Below are 24,423 nucleotides of genomic sequence, written 5' to 3' on the forward strand. Positions count from 1 at the left end.
ATACATTTTGATACTATTAACTCAACAAACATTTTTTTAAAAGAACATTGGAAGGATTTGCCATCTGAAACAGTAGTATGGGCTGACAAACAAACAGGCGGATATGGAAGAATGAAAAGGCAGTGGATTGCAGATAGAGGAGGATTATGGTTCTCCGTATTATTTAAACCAACAAATATAAGACCCTATAATCCCTGGCACTATGTTCGATTATACAGTTTAGCCATACACGATATTTTAAAAGATAAATATAAATTAGAAACAGTAATAAAATGGCCAAATGATTTGCTTGTAAATGAGAAAAAAATATGTGGTATTCTTGGCGAAGCTGTATTCACTGGTGTAACACCTTCAGCTATAATAGTTGGCGTTGGATTAAATGTAAATAATAAAATTCCTGAAGAATTAAAAGATATAGCCACAAGTTATATTGAAGAAAAAAACAAAAAACTACATCTTGAGAAACTTCTAAAGCAAATTAATTCCCATGCATATTATAAATATTATTTAAAATATTTTAAAAGAGATAAAATATCCGCTTTCACAAAACAATGGATAAAAAAACTTAACATTCGAAATGGAGATTTTATAAAAATAATATTCCAAAATGAAGAAAAACGTGGTAAAATTATTTCAATACATGGTGATTATCTTGAAGTTGAATTTGAAAGTGGTATAGAAAAGGTATATGCTGGTGAGGTCTCATTAAGAAAGGAGCGTGTGGTATGAATATATCCCCTGAAAATTTAAAGGTATTATTAACAGAAGAACAGATTTTAAACAAAGCAAAAGAACTTGGTAAAGAAATTACAGAATATTATAAGGATATAGATGAAGAAATAGTTGCTGTTTGTGCTTTAAAAGGTTCTGTTCATTTTTTTGCTGATCTTGTAAAAAACATTGAACATGATATGGTATATCAGTTTGTAAGCATATCCAGTTATCACGGCGGAACACAATCAACAGGAAAAATCACAGTAAACAGCTGGTTAAATTATAGCTTAAAAGGAAAACACGTTCTGCTCATTGAAGATATAGTCGATACAGGAAATACCATAAAATTTTTAATGTCCGAAATATTAAAAGAGGAACCTGCTTCTTTAAAATTAACATCCCTTCTTATAAAAAATGCTCATGATCACGGTATAAAAGTAGACTTCCCTGGATTCTATATAGATAATTACTTCGTAATAGGTTATGGTCTTGACTATGATGAAAAATACAGAAACCTGCCATTTATTGGATATGTAGAATAATGTGATATAATAATAAATGAAAAATAAATATATTATATTTTGGAGGTGTTTTATATGAATTTTGACATTGAAGCATATGTAAAAAACGTAAAAGAAGCAGCTGAATATATAAAAAGTAAAGTATCTGAAAAACCTGAAGTGGCAATTGTTTTAGGTTCAGGGCTTCATGGAATCGCAAATAAACTTGAAGATGCCCTTGAAATAAGCTACTCAGAAATTCCAAATTTCCCTGTATCAACAGCACCTGGACACAAAGGTTCATTAATGTTTGGAAAAATTTCTGGAAAAAATGTGATGTTAATGAATGGAAGATTCCATTATTATGAAGGTTATACAATGAAAGAAGTAACATTCCCTATTAGAGTAATGCAGGAATTGGGTATTAAAATTCTTATTGTGACAAATGCTGCTGGTGGAATGAATCCAAATTTTGAAGTTGGAAACCCATGTATCATTACAGATCAAATTAACTTCTTTGGAGATAATCCATTAATAGGTCCAAATTATGATGAATGGGGACCAAGATTCCCTGATATGAGTGAAGCTTACGATAAAGAATTAACAGAAAAAGCTATCAGCGTTGCTAAAAAATTGGGAATTCCTGTTTATACAGGCGTATATCTTGGAATCACAGGACCAACATTTGAAACACCTGCTGAATTAAAAATGATGAGAAATTTTGGTGCAGACTTAGTTGGAATGTCAACAGTTCCAGAAGTTATTGTTGCTAATCACGCTGGAATAAGAGTTTTAGGTTTCTCTGCAGTAACAGACAAAGCAGTTCCAGATGAATTAAAACCTGTAACAGCCGAAGAAGTAATTGAAATCGCTAATAAAACTGGAGAAAAAATTGCCAATATAATTTTAGAATTATTGGGTGAATTATAAGGTGAAAAGGGTTATACTTTTCCTCTTTACTATATTAATTACTATATCTGGTTTTTCAGAAAAAACAGACATATATAATAAAATATTCTATAAACCAGGATTACACATGGAGTTGTATACCGACTCCATGTTTTTGACATTTGAATATACATATATTGGAAAATATTCTTATATGGATTCCAATGAATTACTAAGATATGTATGGACACAGGATAAAACATTAATAGGCGGTCAGATGTATGTTGAATCAAACTATTATACGCATGCAATTTCTTCAAGTCATGCAATAGGGCTTTTACAACTAAAACCTATAGTAGCTGAAGATTTTGGCGCTCATAATCTATTTAACCCTATTGATAATATAACAACAGCCTCTTTATATCATGATTATCTAAACAAAACTCTTGGTACTGAAAAAAAGCAAATTGCAGGATATTATCAGGGACCAACGTCAGTATTGAAAAATGGCATAAATTCAGCGGGAAGCTATTATTATAATAAAGTAAAAAAAGCACAAAAAAAATATAAAAACACTTCTGTCTATTCACCTTATTTAATAAGCATTAGCGGAAATGTGAAAAAAAATTATATGAATCTAATTGCAAATGAAGGTTTTGCATACAAAAATTGGGAATTTTATTCAAACCAACATTTCGAAGTTACAACTGAAAATAAATTTGAATTCAATAATCTTGAAGTTAAATTTGGTGGTTTTTACTTTCCAAAAACAAATTTCTCAATAGGTGCATTTTCAGATTATAATTTAAACATGGATACAATTGCAAGAATTGGCTATCCATGGGCTCAAAATGTAGTATCATTTAACAATAATAATAAAATTTTAAAACAAATTTATATGTCATATGATTTTAAAAACAATATGTGGATGAAATTTTATATAGATAAAGATTTTCTTTTTATAACAGGTATATCCATATACGACATAAAACTTGGAATTTTATTTAATTCCTCCTATAGAATAGGTATATTTATGAGTTTATGAGGTGGCTTTATGAACTTTTTAGAAAAGATAAAGGATTATTGGGATAATTTCCCTACAAATCAAAAGATATTGCTATCTATATTAGCCGCAGTTTTTTTAATAATAATAATATTTTTCATAATATTAAACTTAAGACCTAATTATCAGGTCTTAATAAGTGGTGTTGACGAACAACAGGGTGGAAAAATCATTTCAAAACTTGAGGAAATGAATATCCCATATAAAGTTGGTGCTGGCGGTTCTATAATGGTTCCAGAAAAATACAATAAATACGAATTATGGATGAAATTAGCTTTAGGTGGTGTTCTTGGAAATCAGGTTACAGGATATGAATTGCTTCAAAAACAGAGTTTCGGCGCTACAAGTTATGATAAACAGGTAAATTATCAAATAGCAATAGAAGGAGAGCTTGCACGTTCAATTTCCACAATGAAAGGAATACAATATGCAAGAGTTCATATTGTAATGCCTGCAAGGACATATTATACACCTGCAGAACAATCTAAACCAAAAGCTTCTGTTTTATTATTTCTTGAACCAGGTGCATCTATAGATTCAAATCAGGTAAGAGCTATTATGGAATTTGTTGCAGGAGCTGTTCAAAATCTTGATCCAAAAGATGTAAAGGTTGTAGACAATTATTCTCATAATCTCAGCGCGCAGGTTTTAGCTGAAGGAAATATAGCAGATGCAGCTACAAAGTTTGATTTAAAGAGAAAAATAGAAGAGTATTATACACAAAAAATAGAAGACAAGCTTCAGGTAGTGTTTGGAATGGGCGCAATTGTTGTATTGCCAGAAGTAGATTTAAACTGGCAAAAAATAGAACAGGAAGCACGAAATGTTCAACCTGTAAATAAAACTTCAGGTATAGTTGTTAGTGAGCAAAAAGAAACGGAGGAAAAAACCTCCTATTCTGGAACATCAAATGTTCCAGGCGTTGATTCAAATGTCCCTCCATATACAACACAAACGCCTGATAATCAGGGAGCCGATACATATAAAAATTCAAAAAGTATAATAAATTACGATTTTAATGAAATATATAAAAAGGTTACCGAAGACAAAAATGGTGAAATTGCCAATAAATCTATTACTATATTTATAGACGAGGACAAATCTCCTATTCCAAAAAACGAAACAACAATAGCTCAAATAAAAACAGCCATTTCAACAGCAACAGGAGCAACTCCTTCTAATATTACTGTTTTATTTACCAAATTTAATAAAGATTTAGAAGCAGAATACCAGAAAATGGTTGAACAGTCAAAAAGAGCAAAAACACTTACCATTATCATGGTTGCTTCTATAATATTCATGATATTTATTGCATTATTTGTAATAGCAATAATCAATGTTAGAAAGAAACAGAAAGCAAGGAAAACCATTCTTGAAAGAAAGAAAAAGCTTGAAGAAGCAGCAACAAGAATTATTGAAGAAATTGAACCGGAAGAAGTGGAACTTACCGAAGAACAAAAATCATTTGAAAAACTTGCAAAAATCGTTGATCAAAGTCTCGATGATGTTGTAGAAATTGTAAAATACTGGATTAATCAATAAGAGGTGATTTTATGGCTGCCAAACAAGATGTAAATGGCTTAAGGAAAGCAGCTATTTTGATAGTTTTAATGGGACCTGACAGAGCTTCAAAATTATTAAAAGAATTAAATGAAGAAGAGGTTGAAATGCTAACTTTAGAGGTTGCAAACCTCGGAAAAATATCAGATGAAGAAAAAGACGCTGTAATGTCAGAATTCTTCGAACTGATGAAAGTAAAAGAGTTCATAAAAGAAGGCGGTGTAGACTACGCCAAGAAATTGCTTGAAGAAGCATTTGGTCCTGAACAGGCTATCAAAATTATAGAAAACCTTGTTACAAACTTACAGGTTAAACCTTTCGATTTCTTAAAGAGAATCGATATTGCACAAATTACCAATGTATTGCAAAATGAACATCCTCAAACAGTAGCATTGGTATTATGTTATCTTCCACCAGGAGCTGCTGCTCAGGTTATTGCAGGATTACCGGAAGACTTACAGGTTGATGTTATTAAAAGAATTTCTATTATGGATAGGGCAACTCCTGATGTTGTTAAGGAGGTGGAGTCCCGTATGAAAGACAGATTATCTTCATTTGCCGCTCAACCATTCAGTCAGGTTGGCGGAATAGAAACAACAGCTGAAATTATGAATAATATCGACAGAACTGTATCCAAAAACATATTTGACAGATTATCCGAAACAGATCCAAAACTTTCAGAAGAAATCAGAAAGAAAATGTTCGTATTTGAAGATATACTTAAACTCGATGACAGAACTATTCAGAGAATACTCAGAGAAGTTGATACCCGTGATCTTACTCTTTCACTTAAAGGTGCATCAGAAGAACTCAAAGATAAATTACTTGGAAATATGTCACAAAGAGCTCGTCAGATGATAGAAGAAGAATTGGAATTTATGGGTCCTGTAAGATTAAAAGATGTTGATGAAGCACAGCAAAGAATTGTTGCAATTATAAGAAAACTCGAGGAATCTGGAGAAATCATAATTGCCGGTGGAGGAGGAGAAGAATTAATTGTATAATAAACGCATAATAAAGGGTCAATATGTAATATTTGAACCACCGGAAGAGGAATTAGAACACGAAAAAGAAAGCGCAGAAGAAATTGCCAGAAGAATAATAGAAGACGCCGAAAAAAAAGCAAGCGAAATAATTGAAAATGCAAAACAGGAAGCGGAGAGCATCATAAATGATGCTCACCTTGCTTATGCTGAAGAAGTTGAAAAAGGACGAAAAGAAGGGCAACAAAAAGCCCAGGAAGAAATAAATGCTTTAATAGAGCAATATTCTACTGAGTTAAACAAAATGTTAGAAGGATTTAACAATTCTCTCAACTTAGAAATATATAATGCAAGGATACTGATGTTTAATATTTTGAAATCTCTGGTTCATAAATTTCTTGATATTGAAATATTTTCTACTCCAAAATGGGTTGAAAATGCTTTAAATAAAATACTGGAATATTACATAGAAATGGAATTTATAAAAATACATGTAAGTTCAAATATTTTAAAAGACTATCCAGAATTAATAGAAAAAATAGAAAAAGTCGAAAAGGTTGAGATAATAGAAGATATTACTCTGCCAGATTTTTCAATAGCAGTACATACAAATATGGGTAAAGTTGTAATTAACAGGAACGAATTAATAAAAACTGTAAGTAAAATTATAGAGGAAGAATTAAATGAAAACTCATAACGATATACTGGAAAACATAAATCAACGTTTAAACGAACTGGATATATTTTCCCTTGAAGGAATAGTGGATAGAATAACCGGTGTGGTTATAGAATCCAGAGGACCTGATGTTTCTCTGGGAGATTTGTGTTCTATAACCTTAAAAGATGGAAGTACTGCTCTATGTGAAGTTGTTGGTTTCGTTGGAAACAAGGTTTTGCTCATGCCATTTGAAGATGTTCACGGATTATATGTTGGTGCCAGAGTAAAAAAATTAAATAGAAAGGTGTCCATTGGCGTTTCTAATAATCTTCTTGGTCGTGTTCTTGATGGATTGGGAAGGCCTATGGATGGTAAACCTCTATATGCAGAAAAATATCGTTCCATTTACTCACCACCACCAAATCCTTTAATAAGAAATAAAATAGAGGAACCTCTTCCTGTTGGAATTAGAGCTATAGATGGTTTAATTACACTTGGCAAAGGGCAAAGGATTGGTATATTTGCTGGAAGTGGTGTTGGAAAGAGTACATTACTTGGTATGATAGCAAGAAATACCTCTGCTGATATAAACGTTATTTCTTTAATCGGTGAACGAGGTCGTGAAGTAAGAGAGTTTATAGAGCGCGATCTTGGCGAAGAAGGTTTAAAACGTTCGGTAGTTGTTGTTTCAACTTCAGATCAACCAGCCTTAATGAGAACAAAGGCTCTATTAAGCGCTACAACAATTGCTGAATATTTTAGAGATCAGGGATATAATGTAATGCTTATGGTTGACTCACTTACCCGTTGGGCTATGGCACAAAGGGAAATAGGATTGTCCATAGGTGAACCACCAGCAACACGCGGATATACACCAAGTGTATTTGCTGAATTACCAAAAATTTTAGAGAGAGCGGGTAATTCTGATAAAGGAAGTATTACAGCAATATATACTGTACTTGTTGAAGGTGATGATTTTAATGAACCCATTTCAGATACAGTTAGAGGTATTGTTGACGGTCATATCCTTCTTTCAAGACGATTGGCTGAATCTTCGCATTATCCGGCTATAGATGTACTTGCAAGTATTAGTAGGTTAATGTCTACCGTTGCAAAAGAAGAACATCTTGAAGCTGCGTATAGGGTAAGAGACATAATGGCAACATATAATGATGCAAAGGATTTAATAGAGGTTGGTGCTTATAAAGAAGGAACAAACCCTAAGATAGATATAGCAAAAAGGGAAATAGATAATATAAATCAGTTTCTCAGACAAAGAACAAATGAAAATCCAGATTTCAATCAAATTGTAAATCAACTTATTGACTTAGCAAAAAAATTAAAATAATTAAATAGAGATAGGAGGAAGTTTTATGCCAGCTGAGATTCTTATTCCCGTAATTGGCGTCAGTATAGCTGTAGTATTATTCGTGATTATGAAAGTTTCTAAATACTTCTTATCTCCACATGCCTGGAGAAGAACCAGAGAAAGTATAACTGCATACCTTTATCTTTTACCTTCAATGATTGTTTTATCAATCTTTGTATTCTGGCCTATTATTTATTCATTTGTTTTGAGTTTCTTTAAATGGGATTTTAAAAATCAGGCTAATCCACAATTTATAGGCTTTGATAATTACATTCAATTATTTAAATTAAAACACCCAGTTTCAATGACTTTTAACGTGGCTTTTTTAGGAACATTTTTCCTCATATTTGCTACAATATATTTCTTAACAGTATTGCTTGATTTGAAAAGGATTTCAGATAAAAAAGTGAAAAATATTATTATTTTAAATGCTGTTATAAGTGCTATAACCTTTATTTTATGGAATGTTATATCTTATCAACTTCAATGGATAATATTTTTATGGTTAGCCTTTTCCTATACAGCCATCGCTGCTATGAAAAAAATAGAAGGAACTCCTGATAAATTATTATTAAGAATGATTATATTGATTACAGTATATGTTGCAGGAATCAAATTAATTCATATACCAGAAATTGTTACTTATCTTAGTATGGCAAAAGAAGAAGCGGATTTTCTTAAAGCTATATGGAATACAAGCTATTACGTTTTATTGTCAATGCCAATAACAATATTCCTTTCATTGGTAATAGCCATGTTATTCTATCAGGAAGTAAAAGGAAAGGTTGTATTTAGAACAATATACTTTATTCCTTTTGTTACCAGTGTTGTTGCTGTATCTCTTGTATGGCAATGGATATTTAACGATAACGGGCTTTTGAATTATATCCTTTCATTCTTTGGTGTGGAAAAGATTTTATGGTTAAAAGATGAAAAATGGACAATACCAACAATTGCTATAATCTCAATCTGGAAACTTGTTGGATATTATTCAATAATCTTCCTCGCTGGATTACAGAATATCGATAAAAGTTATTATGAAGCAGCAGAAGTTGATGGTGCAAGCTCATGGCAGAAATTTGTTCATATAACATGGCCTTTATTATCGCCAACAACATTCTTTATACTAATAGTTTCAATGATTGGTGCATTTAAGGTCTTCTCTGAAATATTCGTATTGTATTCAGGGCTTCCTGGACCATATAACAATAGTGGTTTAACCGTAGTTTATTATGTATTTGAAAAGTTCTATGGCGAACAGCGTATGGGTCAGGCAAGTGCTGCGGCATATGTATTATTTGGTATAATACTCATATTTACATTTATACAATTTGTTGCCGGTAAAAAACGTGTACATTACGATTCATAATAAAGGAGGCCTTTAAAAATGTCATGGAATAAATTCTTTAATACAATGGGAATTACAATAGTTTATCTTTTAATTATAGGTGGAGCAATAATAATGGCAATGCCATTTGCATGGATGGTTGTTACATCATTTAAAAGCAGCAGTGAAATTGCTCAATGGCCACCAAGGTGGACATCTAAAAACTTCAAATCAGAAATTATGGTTAATGTAAAAGGAACCTCATCTTCTGGAAGTTCTAAAAGCGGACTCAGTCTCGCAGAATTCAGAGCAGCACAAAGTGAAGATACATATAATCCATATAAAAAATTATTAATTATCGAAGATGACCCTGTAAGAAGAGGGTTAATAACCTTAACTTTTTCTAAACTTGATTATGCTGATAATCAGGAACTTAATAGTTTAGTAGAAAAAATAAAAGAGTATAATGCTAATTATCCATTAGTTCCTGATCTTTCTGCAGAAATCAACACATTGGATAATAGCCCTGAATCCTTTGAAAAATTCTATTTTAGCTTATATTCAACAGCAAATGGATTATTTAAAAAATCTCAATTATTAAAATATTTAGACAAAGAAATAAAAGATTCCATAAATTATATAGATAAATTTACAAAGGTATCCTTAGATAGACTTCCATATTTAAAAGTGAAAAGCACAGATTCCTCAGTGGTCAAAGAAGAAAAAGCAAGAAAAAAAGAAGAATTAAAAGAGTATCTTTTTTCTCTAAAAACAGAATTATCAAATGTTTCATCAGTAGTTGTTGAAATGTCCAAAGGAACAGGAATTGTAAGTGATAATGAAATAAATAAGGTTTTAGCCCTTTTAACAAATCTCGAAAGTAAATTTGTTTCATTTAATGACATGTATTTAAGAAGGGTGAATAGGCTTCTTGAAAAAAATATTTATTCCTCAATAATTAACAGTAAAAATTCTCTGGAATTTAAAGTATTCTTTGAAAAGAATTACTCTGATATTCAGAAAAAAGCAGCAAAGATTAATATAATCCAATTTAACGTCCCAACTAAAGAAGATATGAAAGAAAACTTCTTAAAAGCTTTTCATAATTCCAATATTCCTGAAGAATTTAAAAAAGCTTTAAATGAAAATGATGATATATTTGAAATAAAAGATGAATTTGTTCTTGCACTTGAACATAAATTCAATGAACATACATTAAATATATTAAAAATAAAATCTGAAGACCTTTCAAGAACTTTAATGGTCATAAGAAATCTTACAAAATACATTGATAAACTTCAACCTGATAATGTTGAACAATATTTAAATCCTTTTGATAAAGAATTTGTAAAAAATCAAAACTTTAAAGCTGAAGACCTCATAAAACTCGCAAAAATGAGAAAAGATTACAACAATATTCTTGAAACATTTAATAAATTGTATTCTGATTCTATCTCAGAAGTAAAATTAATTCAAAAACCGGAAAATGTTGAAAAAGTATATTACAGAAATTACTCAAATATAGAAATATACTTTAAGGATACTTATGCAATATGGTTCCTTGAAGATAATCCTACTATGAAAGCTAAATTTACACCTTCACAGGTATTTGCAAATGTCTTCCAGAATTATGTTGATGCATGGCATGCTGCACCATTTTCAAAATACTATATAAATACTGTATTTATGGCAACTACTACTACAATATTTGAAATCTTAATTGCAGCAATGGCAGCTTTTGCATTTGCCAAACTGGAATTCTGGGGTAAAAATGCATTATTCACGCTCTTCCTTGCAACTATGATGGTTCCAGGAGAAGTAATGCTCGTTCCTAACTTTATCACAATAAGTAAATTTAGATGGCTTGATACATACTATGCGCTGATAATTCCATGGATAGTAAGCGTATTTGCTATATTCCTTTTAAGACAACAATTCTTAACCATACCAAATGATTTATGGGACGCTGCAAAAATTGATGGAAGCAGTAGCTGGAGATTCTTATGGACTGTAATGGTTCCATTAAGTAAACCTGCAATTATAACAGGTGCATTGTTAAAATTTGTTGGTAGCTGGAATGCATTCTTATGGGTATTAATAGTTACAAAGTCACCTGAAATGAGAACATTGGCTGTAGGATTGCAAACATTTACCACAGAATCTGGTACCATGTATAACCTGTTAATGGCTGCATCTACATTCTCAGTAATACCAATTATTATACTATTTATATTCATGCAAAAATACTTTGTTGCAGGAATTGCACGTTCCGGATTAAAGGGATAATTATGGCTCAACGAAAAAAGTTTGTTGTTGGAAAAAAGAAAAAAGAAAAAAAGAAATTAAATATAGGCTTTATAATAATATACATAGCTGTAATATTTGTTATACTTTATTTTAGTATTCAAATGGTAAGAATGTTTATAGTGTATTCCAGTTTAACCGAGGAATACAAAAAAACTCAATCGGAATTCGAAAATCTAAAGGAACAATTGAAAGAGCTTGAAAAAGAAAGGGATATGATAAAAGAATTCCTTGAAAAGAAAGGTGTGACCCTTGAAAATGGAAAAATTAATTATAACAACATCCCACAAACCATCGAAGGAACAAATACAACGGGCGAAGCAACTCGCTGAACAATATAATGGAGTATATAAAAACAGAAGGCATTTAAAAGCAAAAGATATATACTTTGTAGTTGAAAAGAACCTCACTTTAAAATTAAAAAAAGGTGATTTTGAATTTTTCTTTCATCCTTCTATTGTAAAAATAAGAATGAAAAATTATGTTGCCGACAAAAAGGATTATTTATTAAATAATCTTGAATTAAAAGGTAATGAAACAGTTCTGGATTTAACCTTTGGTCTTGGTAGTGAAGCATTATTAATAGCTTCTCAATTAACAGATGGAAAATTAATAGGTGTAGAAGGATCTTTCCCTATATATCTTGTTGTAAAAGAAAGTATGCCATATTATCCTTTTAAAATAAAATGGATAAAAGAGGCTTCAAAAAGAATAGAAATAATACACGCAAATTATAAATCATTCTTAAAAAAACAAAAAGATAAAAGTTATGATATAATTTATTGTGATCCAATGTTTGAAAATCCTGTTTTTGAATCATCAGCTCTAAATCCTTTAAGAAAATTCGCAGTATATGACCCACTTGAAATTGAAGATATTGAGGAAATGAAACGAGTAGCAAAAGATAAGGTAGTAATAAAAGCCCACATTAAAGATTCTATATGGGATAAATATAAATTTGATAAAGTAGATGGAAGCAAAAATTCAGGGGTATATTATGGAGTGATATACTTAAAATGAAACTAACGGCAATATTAGGTCCTACTGCAGTTGGAAAAACAAATATACTCACTAACCTCGGCGAAAAGTTCGAGGTTATTTCTTGTGATTCAAGGCAAATTTATAAATATATGAATATAGGTACAGCAAAGCCAACACCAGAAGAAAGAGAAAAAATTCCACATCACTTAATTGATTTCGTTTCACCTGATGAACATTATAATGCATACATGTATAGAGTAGATGCATTAAAAAAAATAAAAGAAGTCCTTAATAAAGGAAAGATTCCTATAATTTCAGGCGGAACTGGATTATATTTTGATGCAGTATCACGAGGTTTTTTTGAAGCACCATCTTCTTTAAGTTTAAGAAGCTATTTAAAAAAATTAGAATATTCTCAGCATGGTATAATAAGAGAAATATTAAAAGATGTGGATCCAGAAAGTTATGTAAGAATACATCCCAATGATTTAAAAAGAAGCATTAGAGCGTTGGAAATATATATACTTTCCGGCAAAAGAATGTCAGACTTAATAAAAAGCCAGAAAACAGAAAATCCTTACGAATTTCAAATTATAATTTTAGACAGAGATAGAAAAGAATTACATGAAAGGATAAATACACGTGTTGAAAAAATGATAGAAATGGGTTTAATTGACGAAGTAAAAAATCTATTAAGAATGGGTTATAACAAAAACTTAAATTCAATGAATACTATTGGATATAAAGAAGTATTAGAATATATTGAGGGAAAAGTTGATTATGATAAAATGATACATTTAATAAAAAGAAATACAAGAAGGTATGCACGACGCCAGATTATTTATTTTAGAGGATATAAAAACGCTATATGGATAAATCTTTCAGAAGAAAAAAATCCTGTTGAAAAAATCAAAAAAATCATTAAGAATGGCTTTAATGAATAAAAAAACTTATATTACTTTTTTCAATATTATTTAAGGGGGGTATGACCATGGCAGAAAAATTTAATTTGCAAGAACGTTTTTTAAATTTATTGAGAACAAATAAAATTGAATGTAAAATCTATTTTGAAGGTGGATTTCAGACATCAGGATACATAAAATCATTTGATAATTTCACCATTCTTTTAGAGAAAAAAGGACAACAATCATTAGTTTATAAACATGCAGTAAAAATGATTGTTCCTATGAAATACGTAAAGCTTTTCCAGCAGCAACATCAGGAAAATCAATCAGGAGGTAATGAGAATTAAGAAAGGTGTATTAGTTCTCATAAACAGCAAAAACTTAAGAGAAGATGTTGAGGAGATAATAGAATTATCCAAAAATATAAATATAGAAATCGTTGAATACATACATCAAAATTTAAATAAACCAGACCCTCTCACTTTTATTGGAAAAGGAAAGTTTGAAGATTTGAAAGAACTTATTGCGTTTGTTGATGCAGAAGTGCTCGTTATAAATTCTGAATTATCTCCGAGACAATATATTCATATTTCAAAAGAGCTTAATATTGAAGTATACGATAGAACAGATGTAATATTAAAGATTTTTTCGGAGCATGCCGAAACTCAGGAAAGCAAGTTACAAATAAAACTTGCTACTCTCAAGCACATACTTCCAAGGATATATGGTCTTGGAAGCGAAATGTCCAGAACCGGCGGGGGTATTGGAACAAGAGGTCCAGGTGAACAGGAAAAAGAATACAAAAAAAGAACCATAAAAAATGAAATATCTAAAATTCAAAATAAACTAAAAAAGATTAAATCCCAAAGAGAACTTACAAGAAAAAACAAAAAAGACATAATAAAAGTTTCCATTGTGGGATACGCAAGTGCTGGAAAATCAACTTTATTAAAAGAATTAAGCCATGAAAACAAGATAAAAATTTCTGAAAAAATGTTTTCAACTCTGTCTCCAAAGTCCAGGAGAGTAATGCTTCCTTCTGGACTCTTTGTTATATTATCTGACACGGTAGGATTTATTAGAAATCTTCCTCATGAATTAATAGAAGCATTTAAATCCACGCTGGAAGAAATAAAATATTCCGATCTAATCATACATCTCGTAGATATTTCATCTCAAAATATTGAAGAAAGAATAAGTACCGCATATGATGTTTTAGAGAATATTAAAGCTTTAGATATTCCACGTATACTGGTTTTTAATAAAATAGATAAAATTAATGATGAACAACTTTCAATTTTAAAAAACATATATAAAAACGCTATTTTCATTTCATGTAAAACCGGCGAGAACATTGAAAATTTAAAAAAAGCTATACAGGATAAATTAATTGAAGAAGAGATAATAAAAACTTTTGAAATTGAAGAAGAATATAAAAATGTTCAAAATTGGTTTAAAAAACGTGGTAAAATTGGTATAGAGGAAATTGCATTCAATAATACAGATATAAAATTAAAGATATATGCGCGCAATGGAGGTGCTTTATGAAAAAATTTTTAGTATTTACCGTAATTTTATTAAGTGTTTTAACGGTATTTTCTCAAAGGTTTTTACCGCCGGTTAAGGATTCATATCTTACATCTTCATTTGGAGAATATAGAGATACTGGAGATAAACCACATTTCCATCTGGGAATAGATTTTTCATCTTTTTCAAGAATTGGTTATCCTGTAAATGCCGCAGCTGATGGATATGTGTGCAAATTATGGGTAAATCATAAGGTTTATGGAAATACTATATTTATATATCATCCAGACTATGATTTAATAAGCGTATACGCTCATTTAAATTCTTTCAAAGGACTAATGGCAGAAATCGCAAATTCTGTGGTAAGCGAATTCGGAAATACATTTGCAGAAATAAAATTTCCTGATGATGAAATAAGGGTATCAAAAGGTGAAGAAATTGGATATTCTGGAAAAAGTGGTGAAGCTGAAGTTCCACATGTTCACTTTGAAATTAGAGAAGTTAAAAAATCGGGAAATAATGAAATAGAAATAGTAAGAGATGCACTTGAATTTGTTGATTATGTTGAAATGAGACCAAGAAAATTACAGGCATTTGAAATTAGATCAAATAATAGAACATATAAATTATTAGATGATCAGGTAACTGAAGTTCCATTTACCACTTTACCAAAACTCGAAGTAAAAGTTTCAGAAAAAGTTGGTGATAATACAACAATAATTCCAAGAAAGATTTCATTAAGGGTTAATGATGAATTAGTATATGAAATAGAATTCGATGCAATAAGAGAAGACGAAATGTATTCACCAAATGCTATTTATGGTTATGGTTCAAATTTATTTACGTATTGGATTAAATTATATTCTTCATCATTTATTACACCAATAAAGGTAAATAGATGGAATGAAATAGCCTTTACTTTAAAAGATAAAAATCCTGCAGAACTAATACTTGAAGATATCTGGGGAAGTATAAAGGTATATAAATTAATACTGGTAAAAGAAATGTAACTCAAAATACAATAGATTTTATTTTAACGTTAATTTTTTATACGCCTATTGATTCATATTTTTGGTATAATAATAATTCGGATATTAATAAATTTTCATAAAGGAGGAAGAGAATTGAAAAAAAGACTTTTCACAAGCGAAAGTGTAACAGAAGGACATCCAGATAAAGTAGCAGACCAAATTTCCGACGCAATCTTAGATGCTTTATTGGAAAAAGACCCATTCTCAAGGGTTGCAGTTGAAACATTGGTGACAACAGGTGTTGCTGTAATAGCTGGAGAAATTTCAACAAAAGCTTATGTAGATATACCAAAAATCGTAAGACAGACAATATTAGACATTGGATATACAAGAGCAAAATTTGGTTTTGATGGAGAAACTTCAGCAGTTTTAGTGTCAATAGACGAACAATCACCTGATATTGCAATGGGTGTTGATAAAGCTTTAGAAGTAAAAGAAGGAAAAATCAAAGAAGAGGATCCTTACGAAAAGCTTGGCGCTGGTGACCAGGGTATTATGTTTGGTTACGCAACAAATGAAACACCTGAAATGATGCCTTTACCAATAGTTCTTGCTCACAAATTAGCATACAGACTTGCAGAAGTTAGAAAAAATGGCACATTAAAATTCTTAAGACCTGATGGAAAAACACAGGTTACTGTTGAATATGATGAAAACAATAAACCAATAGAAGTTGAAACAGTATTAATTTCCACTCAACACGAACCAGACGTAACAATTGAAGAAATTAGAGAAGCTTTAATTGAACACGTAATTAAACCAATAATTCCAGAACATTTATTAACAAAGAATACAAAAATATTGGTAAATCCAACAGGAAGATTTGTTCTTGGAGGACCACACGCTGATACAGGATTAACAGGAAGAAAAATTATAGTTGATACATACGGCGGTTGGGTTCCACACGGTGGAGGAGCATTCAGCGGAAAGGATCCAACAAAGGTTGACAGATCAGCACACTACATGGCACGTTACGTTGCTAAGAACATAGTAGCTGCTGGATTAGCCGATGAAGTAATGATTCAATTAGGATATGCTATTGGTGTAGCTGAACCAGTATCAATATTAATTGATACAAAAGGTACAGCAAAGGTTGACGAAGAAAAATTATATGAAGTAGTAACAACAATGTTTGATTTCAGACCTGGTGCAATAATTAAAAACTTAGACCTATTAAAACCTATTTACAGAAAAACAGCAGCATATGGACATTTTGGAAGAACAGATGTTGAATTCCCATGGGAAAGAACAGATAAGGTTAATGAATTAAAAGCTGCATTTGGATTATAATTAATAAAATAATATAAAAGGAGGAAAATCAAAGTGCCAAACGTAAAATCAGCTAAAAAAAGAGTTAGACAAACAGCAAAAAGAAGATTAAGAAACAAATCATACAAAACAAGAGTTAAAAACTCAATTAAAAAAGTATTAGCAGCAGTAGAAGCTAAAAAAGAAAGAGAAGAAGTATTAGAATTATTAAACAATGCATTTTCTGTAATTGATAAAGCAGCTAAAAAAGGTGTTATTCACAAGAATAACGCTGCAAGAAAGAAAGCAAGAATCCACAGAAAAGTAAAAGAACTTCTTGGCGAAGTGCAATAATAAAAATGGTTCGGCAAAAGCCGAACCATTTTTATTTATTATAGACTAAGTATATTATCTTCAAATTTTCTTAATTCCAATAAATCAGTATCTGGAAGTTTCCTATTTACAAGATAAAACATATTTGAAATAAGCCTGTGCAATGTCATATCATTAATACGATTTCCTTTTTTAACAAGATTCCATTTAGGTGAAATCTTATATACTTTATCAAATATAGAAGGATACTCAAAATTTCCTTCAAAAGAAATATCAAATACTATAGAATTTTGAGGCACCTTTTCTGTTGGAATAATAAATTTTGACGATGGAACTGCAGAAACTATTATATCTGAAATAGAAACAAACTTTAAAATATCCTCATAATCTGTATATTTCTGACAAACCCTTACACTGGCATTTTCATTTAACAACATTAAAGCCAGGGATCTTCCAACAGCAAGTGAATCATTAATTACAACTATTTTTTTGCCTTCTAAAGAAAATGGATTTCTATCAAAATTATCTGGATAATTTCCTGTTTTTCTTTTTATATTCTCAAATATTAATCTATATCGTTTTAATACATATAATATTCCTTTTGCTGTTGGTGGTATTACTAATTTTCTTAAATGCTTTGGATCTTCATAACCTTCATGTTGAACAAGATATCCCATATATGAATGATGCAGCCCTTCTATATCCTTTTCAGGGGAAATCATATTCATAAAATGCGTATCTTTAACCTCAAAGGGTGTAGGGTACATAACAATAATACCATGTGTTTGAACATCTTTATTATAGTATTCTATCTTTTCTTCCAGCTCTTCTCTGCTGTGTACCACAACGCTTTCAAATTCTATATTATATCTTTTACATATACCCTTAATACCCCTGGAATAAGAAACACTTCCAGGATCATCAGAAGTTAGAATACATACCAATTTTGGATGTATATTATTCTTCTCTAACAATTCAAGATTTTTATTAAAAATAGGCTTATCAAAACGATCCAGAATAAACTTTATATCAAATAGTTTCGCCGCATTTTCCATCATTCTTTCACCTGTTTATAATTAATTATTATCTTTTGAATCGTCATCCTCTATCAAAAAAAATTCTTCATTTTCATCAATATCGACATCTTCCATTACCTTTTTCCATTCTTCTTCAACCAATTCAAGTTCTTCATCATCTTCAACAGCATCTAAGAACAATTCACCCTTTTCTGAATTTACCTTAAATGCAACTGTATCTCCTAACACTATATCTTCACTATCTTCTTCCTTAAAAGCTTCATAACAAATCCAATACCTTTGATTATTAATCTTTAATTCTTCCAAAAACATAAAATTATATTCATTTCCGTCTTCGCCTGTAATTGTGAAAAATTCTAATCTTTCCATTTTTTATCCCTCCGATAAATAAAATACCTCTATATTGATATTATATCATACTTATTATCATTTGATATACCAAGAGCCGATAACTTACCGCCATATACACAACCGGTATCTATATCTATGCTGAGAATTTTATCATCTAACTTTCTAAAATATACCTCGTATTCACCGGTAATATATTTTGTTGGTGTATGACCATGTATAACAATGTAATCTTCATAAGGCTGATCACTCATATAAAAATCATCTCTTATCCACAACAAATCACGCTCCGCTTGATCAGAAAGAGAAATTCCTGGTCTAATACCTCCATGTACAAACAAATATTTTTGAGTTCCAATTTTTTCAATATGATAAAGCTTTAAATTTCTAATAAAATCAAGATATTTTTCTTCAATATCATTATTAAAACTATCAAGTGTTGCCTGGGCACCATTTCTAAACCATGCACCCTCTTTATATTTACCCGTATTTTCAAAATAATCAAGCATCATATCTTCATGATTTCCTTTTAAAAACACCGCTCTATTTTTTAATTTAAATAAAAGATCAAGGACCTGTCTTGAACCAGGCCCTCGATCCACATAATCTCCAAGAAATATTATTTTATCATTTTCCGGTATTTGATTTAAAACCTTTATCAAATTATCATACATTCCATGAATATCAGATATTGCCCATATCATTTATAACACCACATTCATAAATAATATCCATATCGAAGATACTATAACACCATAAATTGGAGAAAAAATCCATTCCTTTGATTTTTCTTTTACAAAGAAAAAACGATATAAAAGTCCTGCAAAAATCGATACCAGTACAAGTTCCGCTTTAAATTTACTTAAGAATATATATATAGCCAATCGTTCTGAAGCACCTGCTGTATCCTTCATTTGTGGATCTATTATATTAAATGTCCTTTCAATAAAAGAGCCAAAACTCGTTGCAAACATCATCCCTATTAAATAATACACAAACTCCTTTGATATATAGGAATGTATATATACTTCAAAAAATACTACATTTATCAAAAAAGCCCCGGCTAAATATGCTAATTCTTTCTTAAAATCAGTCCCTTTCTTTGATCTGTAAATATCTACACCTACATGATAAGATACAAGCACAAAAAATGCTATTATTCCCGCAACGCTTTTTAAGGATTCAAATGTAAATGTCAATATTACAAAGAAACTCCACAATATATGGGTCATTAATTTATTTTTATCCTTTAATGTATCAGAATATACATTTGTAAATGCATGATCTGCAATAAAATGTGCAAGAAATCCATTTAATGGAATCATTAAACAATTCACCTTCTTTTATTTTGACTTTTTAACCATCTCTTCCACAAAGTATTCATGAACAGATGGATCATCTTCTATTTCAGGGTGAAATGAAGCTGCTAAGATATTATTTTGCCTTACAAGTACAGGTGCATCTTTATATTCTATTAATTTTTCAACATTTTCACCGTATTCAACAATTTTTGGTGCTCTTATAAATGTTACCTTTATATCATTACCTCTAAATTTTAATATTTCTTCAAATGAAAATACCTGTCTTCCGTAAGCATTTCTTTCAACAATTATATCAATAAGCTTCATTGTATCCTGTTTTTCATACTTTTTTATTCCATTTGAAAGCACTATCATCCCGGCGCATGTGCCAAAAATAGGAAATCCTTCTTTTGCTTTCTTTATAATTTCATCCCATAATCCTGTTTTCTTGAGTAACTTTGTGATAGTGGTACTTTCACCGCCAGGAATAATAAGCCCTTCTACTTCATTTAATTTTTCTATTGACTTAACTCTTATAGGTGTATGACCTATCTTTTCAATCATATTTGCATGTTCACGGATATCTCCCTGAACTGCCAATACACCTATTTTCACATTACCATCCTCTTTCCTGTAAGTGTACATCTAATTTATCAATTTCCAATCCTTCCATAGCTTCTCCAACGTCTTCACTGATCTTTACTAATTTTTCTGGATCGTCATAATGCAATACAGCTTCAACTATAGCCTTTGCCATTCTCTTTGGATCTTTTGATTTGAAAATACCTGAACCAACAAATACACCATCTGAACCGAGCATCATCATTAATGCTGCATCAGCAGGTGTTGCTACTCCACCAGCTGCAAAGTTAACTACAGGTAATCTTCCTAATTTTTTAACTTCTGCAACTAAATCTACAGGAGCTCCTATCTGTTTTGCATATGTTACCAATTCTTCTTCTGGCATATTTTGAACTAATCTTATTTCATCCATAACCTGTCTCATGTGTTTTACTGCTTCAACAATATTACCTGTTCCAGCTTCACCTTTTGTTCTAATCATTGCAGCACCTTCTGCAATTCTTCTTAATGCTTCACCAAGGTTTCTTGCACCACAAACAAAAGGAACTTTGTAATCGTGTTTATTTATATGATATTTATCATCAGCAGGAGTTAAAACTTCTGATTCATCTATAAAATCAACACCTAAAGCTTCCAACACTCTTGCTTCAGCAATATGTCCAATTCTAACCTTTGCCATTACAGGAATAGAAACTGCTTCCATGATTTCTTTTATCTTTGAAATACTTGCCATTCTTGCAACTCCACCAGCTTTTCTAATATCTGCTGGAACTCTTTCAAGAGCCATAACTGCAACTGCACCAGCTTCTTCAGCAATCTTTGCCTGTTCTGCAGTTGTAACATCCATTATAACTCCATTTTTGAACATTTCAGCAAAACCCTTTTTAACAACCCATGTACCTTTTTCCATTTTATAATCCTCCTTTAATAATTTAATTTTATATTTTAATTTATTCTTCCCAATATTTTTTTGAAACCACTGATAATCTTGATAAATCTCCTTTTTTTCTTCCCACCTTGGCACAATGTTTTCCATTTACTTCAACAATATCTGCAGTAAAATCTATCTTTTCTTTTAACAATTTTGAACCCACACCATAGCTATCAACGGGTACATCTAAAGTTTCAAATAATTTTATTTTCTCAGCATCAAAACCGCCTGAAACTAAAATCTTTAAATCCTTTAAACCATTTTCATCAAAAACCTGTCTTGCACGCCATACGAGCTCAGGATTAACCCCAAGAGAAGATTTGTCCTTTGGAATAACGCTCTTATCCCTTAAACTTCCAGATGTATCAAAACGCACACCCCATATTTTGTTTTTTCCCGGTCCTATTATAACAGAAGGATCTGTTTTACCTGGAATAAATTTTTCACCTGTTACATATTCATAAAACCTTGATACAAGCTTCATCGTCGTTCCAATTACATCATTATCCCAATCTACAAGAACTATTCTATTTACATTTCCTTCAATATGTTTATCAAAGGCTATTGCAGCTGCTGTTGTATCACCATCATATGAAGCAATTAATGCGTGCGGAATTGTACCCAATGATTCTATTCCCCAATAATCTGCATTAGCGTCTGTTGATACACCAAAAGCACCTGCTTTTAACGCCGCATAACCATCGGTTGCCTGTACCCAGAAATGGTCAAATCTTGCACTAAAAAATAATATAGGCTTTCCATTGGCAACATCTACAACCTTTTTAACAGCAGTGGCAGTTGAGGTAGCCCTTGCCAATACTCCCAATAAAATTGTTTCAAGATATCCAAAATATGACGGATCTCCTTCAATAGTCAAAACCGGTTCCATATCCTTTGCTTCGTCACCATCAAATAGTGCTTTAACTTCTATTTCATTCCATTTATCAACCCATAAATCATTTAACATCATCCTTAAATCCCATTTTTTTGACGTTATTTCAAGCAATTCCTCTTTATCCATCTTATGAGCTGCATTTTGTAAAGCTTTCTCCAATTCTAAAATACTGTTAAACAATTCATTAGCTTTTTCTTCATCCCTATAATAACCAGTTCCAAATCTTAAAATAGCAAGTGCTTCATCAATTCCTACAACAACACAATCCTTTCTGGGAAAATACTGATAAAGCACGTTAACATGCTTATTGTCTTTTTTTAACACCTCAACATATCTTGTAAAATACTTATCCGAATAATAACCCATTCTAATCCTGTCAATAGGGACTTTAAAAACTTTTGGATGTAAGCGTTTTGACATTATTATCACCTCAAAGATATTATATATTCCAATTTATTCTTGAATGTTTTATAAAGGTTAAAGTTTGTTACACAATATATTTTTCAATTTTTAACAAAAACTCTTTCCAGTGTTGCCCGGGTCCAAAATTTCCAATCCTTCCATCGCTTTTAATAACCCTATGACACGGAAATATCAATGGAAGATTATTATGTGCCATAACAGTTCCAACAGCTCTTGCTGCGCGCGGATACCCTGCCATAACTGCTAGCTCTCCATAAGATACAACATGTCCAAATAATACTTTATTTTTTAAAGTCTTCATTACTCTTTCCTCAAAAACAGTTTTAAAATACTTTTCATAAGGCAATTCATCAAGAACATCGTATCCTTTAAAATACTTTTTTATAGTTTTATAAAACAAAGCCGTATGATTATCATAATATTCTTCAAGATAATCATTATAAAATTTTATTTCTATAATCTTATTATTTTTCACAAATCCTTTAATACTTCCAGCTTCGGTTGTAATTACAAAAATCTCCATAATAATAACCCCGTAAATAATATTTCACAAATGTAGTATACCAGAAAAAATGAAATATTCATATACTTAAATTAATTAAATATACCTGATTATGGTATAATAGATTTAAAAAAGATTAAAAAACATTATTATTAATAACAATGAAAAATTTTTCATAGGAGGTGGTATAAGTGACAACAGGTTTAGGTTCTTTATTGTGGCTCATATTTATGTTCTATATTTTACTCGGGCCACAGTTTAAATTTGCACAGTTAATTGCTTCAAGGAAAGGTCTTTTGTCCTCGTTATCTAAAAAGAGGAATTCAACAGTTATTACTCTTATACACAGACAGGAAAGTATGGGATTTTTAGGAATGCCATTCTATAAATTCATTAATATAGAAGATAGCGAAGAAATATTAAGAGCTATAAGAAAAGCACCTAAAGATAAGCCTATAGATTTAATTATACACACACCTGGAGGCCTTGTATTAGCTGCTACACAAATTGCCAAGGCTTTACACGATCATCCAGCAGAAACACGGGTAATTGTTCCTCATTATGCAATGAGCGGCGGAACATTAATCTCATTGTCAGCAGACAAAATAATAATGGATCCCCATGCCGTTTTAGGTCCTGTTGATCCACAATTAGGCCAAAATCCCGCTCCAAGTATCGTTAGAGCAGTTGAACAAAAGGGTGTGGATAAAGTCGATGATCAAACATTAATACTTGCAGACGTTGCAAAAAAATCCATTCATCAGGTTCAGAAATTTATATATGAATTATTAAAGGACAGATTCGGAGAAGAAAAAGCTAAAAAATTATCAGAAACCTTAACAGAAGGAAGATGGACTCATGATTACCCAATAACAGTTGAAGAAGCAAAAGAATTGGGATTAAATGTAGAAACAGATGTTCCAGATGAAGTTTATATGTTAATGGATTTATATACACAACCTGTAAGACAAAGAGGAACTGTTGAATTCGTGTCATTTACCGACAAAAAATAA

General features: G+C 30.9%; 27 protein-coding genes. 19 read left to right on the forward strand and 8 right to left on the reverse strand.

What is annotated here, in order from left to right; translation table 11 throughout:
• The 18 genes from LN42_RS05720 to rpsT all read left to right on the forward strand — a co-directional run bounded on the left by LN42_RS05720 (position 1) and on the right by rpsT (position 17,412).
• Positions 1 to 729, forward strand: coding sequence for a biotin--[acetyl-CoA-carboxylase] ligase (locus LN42_RS05720; protein ID WP_255370596.1), 729 nt, complete (start codon positions 1 to 3; stop codon positions 727 to 729).
• Positions 726 to 1,256 (forward strand): hypoxanthine phosphoribosyltransferase, encoded by a 531-nt coding sequence (gene hpt, locus LN42_RS05725; protein WP_014296564.1) that lies wholly within the window; start codon positions 726 to 728, stop codon positions 1,254 to 1,256. The genes LN42_RS05720 and hpt overlap by 4 nt, the downstream gene beginning before the upstream one ends.
• 54 nt (positions 1,257 to 1,310) lie before the next feature.
• Positions 1,311 to 2,144, forward strand: coding sequence for a purine-nucleoside phosphorylase (locus LN42_RS05730; protein ID WP_075780493.1), 834 nt, complete (start codon positions 1,311 to 1,313; stop codon positions 2,142 to 2,144).
• 1 nt (position 2,145) lies between these two features.
• Entirely contained in the window at positions 2,146 to 3,147 is a 1,002-nt protein-coding gene (locus tag LN42_RS05735) for a lytic transglycosylase domain-containing protein (RefSeq protein ID WP_171814210.1), read from the forward strand.
• 9 nt (positions 3,148 to 3,156) lie between these two features.
• Complete coding sequence (gene fliF / locus LN42_RS05740; protein ID WP_075780494.1) at positions 3,157 to 4,707, forward strand: flagellar basal-body MS-ring/collar protein FliF; 1,551 nt, start codon at positions 3,157 to 3,159, stop codon at positions 4,705 to 4,707.
• Between the two features lie 11 nt (positions 4,708 to 4,718).
• Positions 4,719 to 5,729, forward strand: a complete 1,011-nt coding sequence (gene fliG, locus LN42_RS05745; RefSeq protein WP_014296568.1) for a flagellar motor switch protein FliG — start codon at positions 4,719 to 4,721, stop codon at positions 5,727 to 5,729.
• Positions 5,722 to 6,405, forward strand: a complete 684-nt coding sequence (locus LN42_RS05750) for a hypothetical protein (RefSeq protein ID WP_075780495.1) — start codon at positions 5,722 to 5,724, stop codon at positions 6,403 to 6,405. The genes fliG and LN42_RS05750 overlap by 8 nt, the downstream gene beginning before the upstream one ends.
• Positions 6,392 to 7,714 (forward strand): flagellar protein export ATPase FliI, encoded by a 1,323-nt coding sequence (gene fliI, locus LN42_RS05755; protein WP_014296570.1) that lies wholly within the window; start codon positions 6,392 to 6,394, stop codon positions 7,712 to 7,714. Before LN42_RS05750 ends, fliI begins: the two co-directional genes overlap by 14 nt.
• Before the next feature lie 88 nt (positions 7,715 to 7,802).
• Entirely contained in the window at positions 7,803 to 9,104 is a 1,302-nt protein-coding gene (locus LN42_RS05760) for a carbohydrate ABC transporter permease (protein WP_050899179.1), read from the forward strand.
• Between the two features lie 18 nt (positions 9,105 to 9,122).
• On the forward strand, positions 9,123 to 11,348 hold the full coding sequence (locus LN42_RS05765) for a carbohydrate ABC transporter permease (RefSeq protein WP_014296572.1): 2,226 nt from the start codon (positions 9,123 to 9,125) through the stop codon (positions 11,346 to 11,348).
• 2 nt (positions 11,349 to 11,350) lie between these two features.
• A complete protein-coding gene (locus tag LN42_RS05770; protein ID WP_041638518.1) occupies positions 11,351 to 11,698 on the forward strand; it encodes a hypothetical protein in 348 nt (115 codons plus the stop codon).
• Positions 11,625 to 12,386, forward strand: coding sequence for a class I SAM-dependent methyltransferase (locus LN42_RS05775; RefSeq protein WP_014296573.1), 762 nt, complete (start codon positions 11,625 to 11,627; stop codon positions 12,384 to 12,386). The genes LN42_RS05770 and LN42_RS05775 overlap by 74 nt, the downstream gene beginning before the upstream one ends.
• The gene (gene miaA, locus LN42_RS05780) at positions 12,383 to 13,291 is read left to right on the forward strand and encodes a tRNA (adenosine(37)-N6)-dimethylallyltransferase MiaA (RefSeq protein WP_014296574.1); all 909 of its coding nucleotides are present in this window, start codon (positions 12,383 to 12,385) and stop codon (positions 13,289 to 13,291) included. The genes LN42_RS05775 and miaA overlap by 4 nt, the downstream gene beginning before the upstream one ends.
• A gap of 47 nt (positions 13,292 to 13,338) precedes the next feature.
• Positions 13,339 to 13,599, forward strand: coding sequence for an RNA chaperone Hfq (gene hfq / locus LN42_RS05785; RefSeq protein ID WP_014296575.1), 261 nt, complete (start codon positions 13,339 to 13,341; stop codon positions 13,597 to 13,599).
• Complete coding sequence (hflX, locus tag LN42_RS05790) at positions 13,589 to 14,800, forward strand: GTPase HflX (RefSeq protein ID WP_014296576.1); 1,212 nt, start codon at positions 13,589 to 13,591, stop codon at positions 14,798 to 14,800. The genes hfq and hflX overlap by 11 nt, the downstream gene beginning before the upstream one ends.
• Positions 14,797 to 15,789, forward strand: coding sequence for a M23 family metallopeptidase (locus LN42_RS05795; RefSeq protein ID WP_014296577.1), 993 nt, complete (start codon positions 14,797 to 14,799; stop codon positions 15,787 to 15,789). The genes hflX and LN42_RS05795 overlap by 4 nt, the downstream gene beginning before the upstream one ends.
• A gap of 114 nt (positions 15,790 to 15,903) precedes the next feature.
• Complete coding sequence (metK, locus tag LN42_RS05800; RefSeq protein WP_014296578.1) at positions 15,904 to 17,100, forward strand: methionine adenosyltransferase; 1,197 nt, start codon at positions 15,904 to 15,906, stop codon at positions 17,098 to 17,100.
• A 33-nt stretch (positions 17,101 to 17,133) separates the two neighbouring features.
• The gene (gene rpsT / locus LN42_RS05805) at positions 17,134 to 17,412 is read left to right on the forward strand and encodes a 30S ribosomal protein S20 (protein ID WP_014296579.1); all 279 of its coding nucleotides are present in this window, start codon (positions 17,134 to 17,136) and stop codon (positions 17,410 to 17,412) included.
• A 38-nt stretch (positions 17,413 to 17,450) separates the two neighbouring features.
• Here rpsT and LN42_RS05810 read toward each other — a convergent pair whose 3' ends face one another.
• The 8 genes from LN42_RS05810 to LN42_RS05845 form a co-directional block, all read right to left on the reverse strand.
• Positions 17,451 to 18,446 (reverse strand): bifunctional 5,10-methylenetetrahydrofolate dehydrogenase/5,10-methenyltetrahydrofolate cyclohydrolase, encoded by a 996-nt coding sequence (locus LN42_RS05810; protein ID WP_075780496.1) that lies wholly within the window; start codon positions 18,444 to 18,446, stop codon positions 17,451 to 17,453.
• Positions 18,447 to 18,467: 21 nt separating this feature from the next.
• Complete coding sequence (locus tag LN42_RS05815) at positions 18,468 to 18,797, reverse strand: DUF1292 domain-containing protein (RefSeq protein ID WP_014296581.1); 330 nt, start codon at positions 18,795 to 18,797, stop codon at positions 18,468 to 18,470.
• A 29-nt stretch (positions 18,798 to 18,826) separates the two neighbouring features.
• The gene (locus LN42_RS05820) at positions 18,827 to 19,480 is read right to left on the reverse strand and encodes a metallophosphoesterase family protein (RefSeq protein ID WP_014296582.1); all 654 of its coding nucleotides are present in this window, start codon (positions 19,478 to 19,480) and stop codon (positions 18,827 to 18,829) included.
• Positions 19,481 to 20,101 (reverse strand): hypothetical protein, encoded by a 621-nt coding sequence (locus LN42_RS05825; RefSeq protein ID WP_014296583.1) that lies wholly within the window; start codon positions 20,099 to 20,101, stop codon positions 19,481 to 19,483.
• An 18-nt stretch (positions 20,102 to 20,119) separates the two neighbouring features.
• Positions 20,120 to 20,692 (reverse strand): pyridoxal 5'-phosphate synthase glutaminase subunit PdxT, encoded by a 573-nt coding sequence (gene pdxT / locus LN42_RS05830; RefSeq protein ID WP_014296584.1) that lies wholly within the window; start codon positions 20,690 to 20,692, stop codon positions 20,120 to 20,122.
• Between the two features lies 1 nt (position 20,693).
• On the reverse strand, positions 20,694 to 21,569 hold the full coding sequence (gene pdxS, locus LN42_RS05835) for a pyridoxal 5'-phosphate synthase lyase subunit PdxS (RefSeq protein WP_014296585.1): 876 nt from the start codon (positions 21,567 to 21,569) through the stop codon (positions 20,694 to 20,696).
• A gap of 40 nt (positions 21,570 to 21,609) precedes the next feature.
• Positions 21,610 to 22,905 (reverse strand): nicotinate phosphoribosyltransferase, encoded by a 1,296-nt coding sequence (locus tag LN42_RS05840; RefSeq protein ID WP_075780497.1) that lies wholly within the window; start codon positions 22,903 to 22,905, stop codon positions 21,610 to 21,612.
• Positions 22,906 to 22,972: 67 nt separating this feature from the next.
• Positions 22,973 to 23,431 (reverse strand): methylated-DNA--[protein]-cysteine S-methyltransferase, encoded by a 459-nt coding sequence (locus LN42_RS05845; protein WP_014296587.1) that lies wholly within the window; start codon positions 23,429 to 23,431, stop codon positions 22,973 to 22,975.
• A gap of 170 nt (positions 23,432 to 23,601) precedes the next feature.
• Between LN42_RS05845 and LN42_RS05850 the strand changes: the two genes are divergently transcribed.
• Positions 23,602 to 24,423, forward strand: coding sequence for an ATP-dependent Clp protease proteolytic subunit (locus tag LN42_RS05850; protein WP_014296588.1), 822 nt, complete (start codon positions 23,602 to 23,604; stop codon positions 24,421 to 24,423).

Origin of the sequence: Marinitoga sp. 1137 (assembly GCF_001941525.1) — a bacterium.
GTDB lineage: Bacteria > Thermotogota > Thermotogae > Petrotogales > Petrotogaceae > Marinitoga > Marinitoga piezophila.

Bases quoted from the DNA above. Each gene is read 5' to 3' on its own strand.
- hpt (WP_014296564.1), top strand. From the start codon at position 726: ATGAATATATCCCCTGAAAATTTAAAGGTATTATTAACAGAAGAACAG.
- LN42_RS05730 (WP_075780493.1), top strand. From the start codon at position 1,311: ATGAATTTTGACATTGAAGCATATGTAAAAAACGTAAAAGAAGCAGCT.
- fliF (WP_075780494.1), top strand. From the start codon at position 3,157: ATGAACTTTTTAGAAAAGATAAAGGATTATTGGGATAATTTCCCTACA.
- fliG (WP_014296568.1), top strand. From the start codon at position 4,719: ATGGCTGCCAAACAAGATGTAAATGGCTTAAGGAAAGCAGCTATTTTG.
- fliI (WP_014296570.1), top strand. From the start codon at position 6,392: ATGAAAACTCATAACGATATACTGGAAAACATAAATCAACGTTTAAAC.
- LN42_RS05760 (WP_050899179.1), top strand. From the start codon at position 7,803: ATGAAAGTTTCTAAATACTTCTTATCTCCACATGCCTGGAGAAGAACC.
- LN42_RS05765 (WP_014296572.1), top strand. From the start codon at position 9,123: ATGTCATGGAATAAATTCTTTAATACAATGGGAATTACAATAGTTTAT.
- LN42_RS05770 (WP_041638518.1), top strand. From the start codon at position 11,351: ATGGCTCAACGAAAAAAGTTTGTTGTTGGAAAAAAGAAAAAAGAAAAA.
- LN42_RS05775 (WP_014296573.1), top strand. From the start codon at position 11,625: ATGGAAAAATTAATTATAACAACATCCCACAAACCATCGAAGGAACAA.
- miaA (WP_014296574.1), top strand. From the start codon at position 12,383: ATGAAACTAACGGCAATATTAGGTCCTACTGCAGTTGGAAAAACAAAT.
- hfq (WP_014296575.1), top strand. From the start codon at position 13,339: ATGGCAGAAAAATTTAATTTGCAAGAACGTTTTTTAAATTTATTGAGA.
- hflX (WP_014296576.1), top strand. From the start codon at position 13,589: ATGAGAATTAAGAAAGGTGTATTAGTTCTCATAAACAGCAAAAACTTA.
- LN42_RS05795 (WP_014296577.1), top strand. From the start codon at position 14,797: ATGAAAAAATTTTTAGTATTTACCGTAATTTTATTAAGTGTTTTAACG.
- LN42_RS05810 (WP_075780496.1), bottom strand. From the start codon at position 18,446: ATGGAAAATGCGGCGAAACTATTTGATATAAAGTTTATTCTGGATCGT.
- LN42_RS05815 (WP_014296581.1), bottom strand. From the start codon at position 18,797: ATGGAAAGATTAGAATTTTTCACAATTACAGGCGAAGACGGAAATGAA.
- LN42_RS05820 (WP_014296582.1), bottom strand. From the start codon at position 19,480: ATGATATGGGCAATATCTGATATTCATGGAATGTATGATAATTTGATA.
- LN42_RS05825 (WP_014296583.1), bottom strand. From the start codon at position 20,101: ATGATTCCATTAAATGGATTTCTTGCACATTTTATTGCAGATCATGCA.
- pdxS (WP_014296585.1), bottom strand. From the start codon at position 21,569: ATGGAAAAAGGTACATGGGTTGTTAAAAAGGGTTTTGCTGAAATGTTC.
- LN42_RS05840 (WP_075780497.1), bottom strand. From the start codon at position 22,905: ATGTCAAAACGCTTACATCCAAAAGTTTTTAAAGTCCCTATTGACAGG.
- LN42_RS05845 (WP_014296587.1), bottom strand. From the start codon at position 23,431: ATGGAGATTTTTGTAATTACAACCGAAGCTGGAAGTATTAAAGGATTT.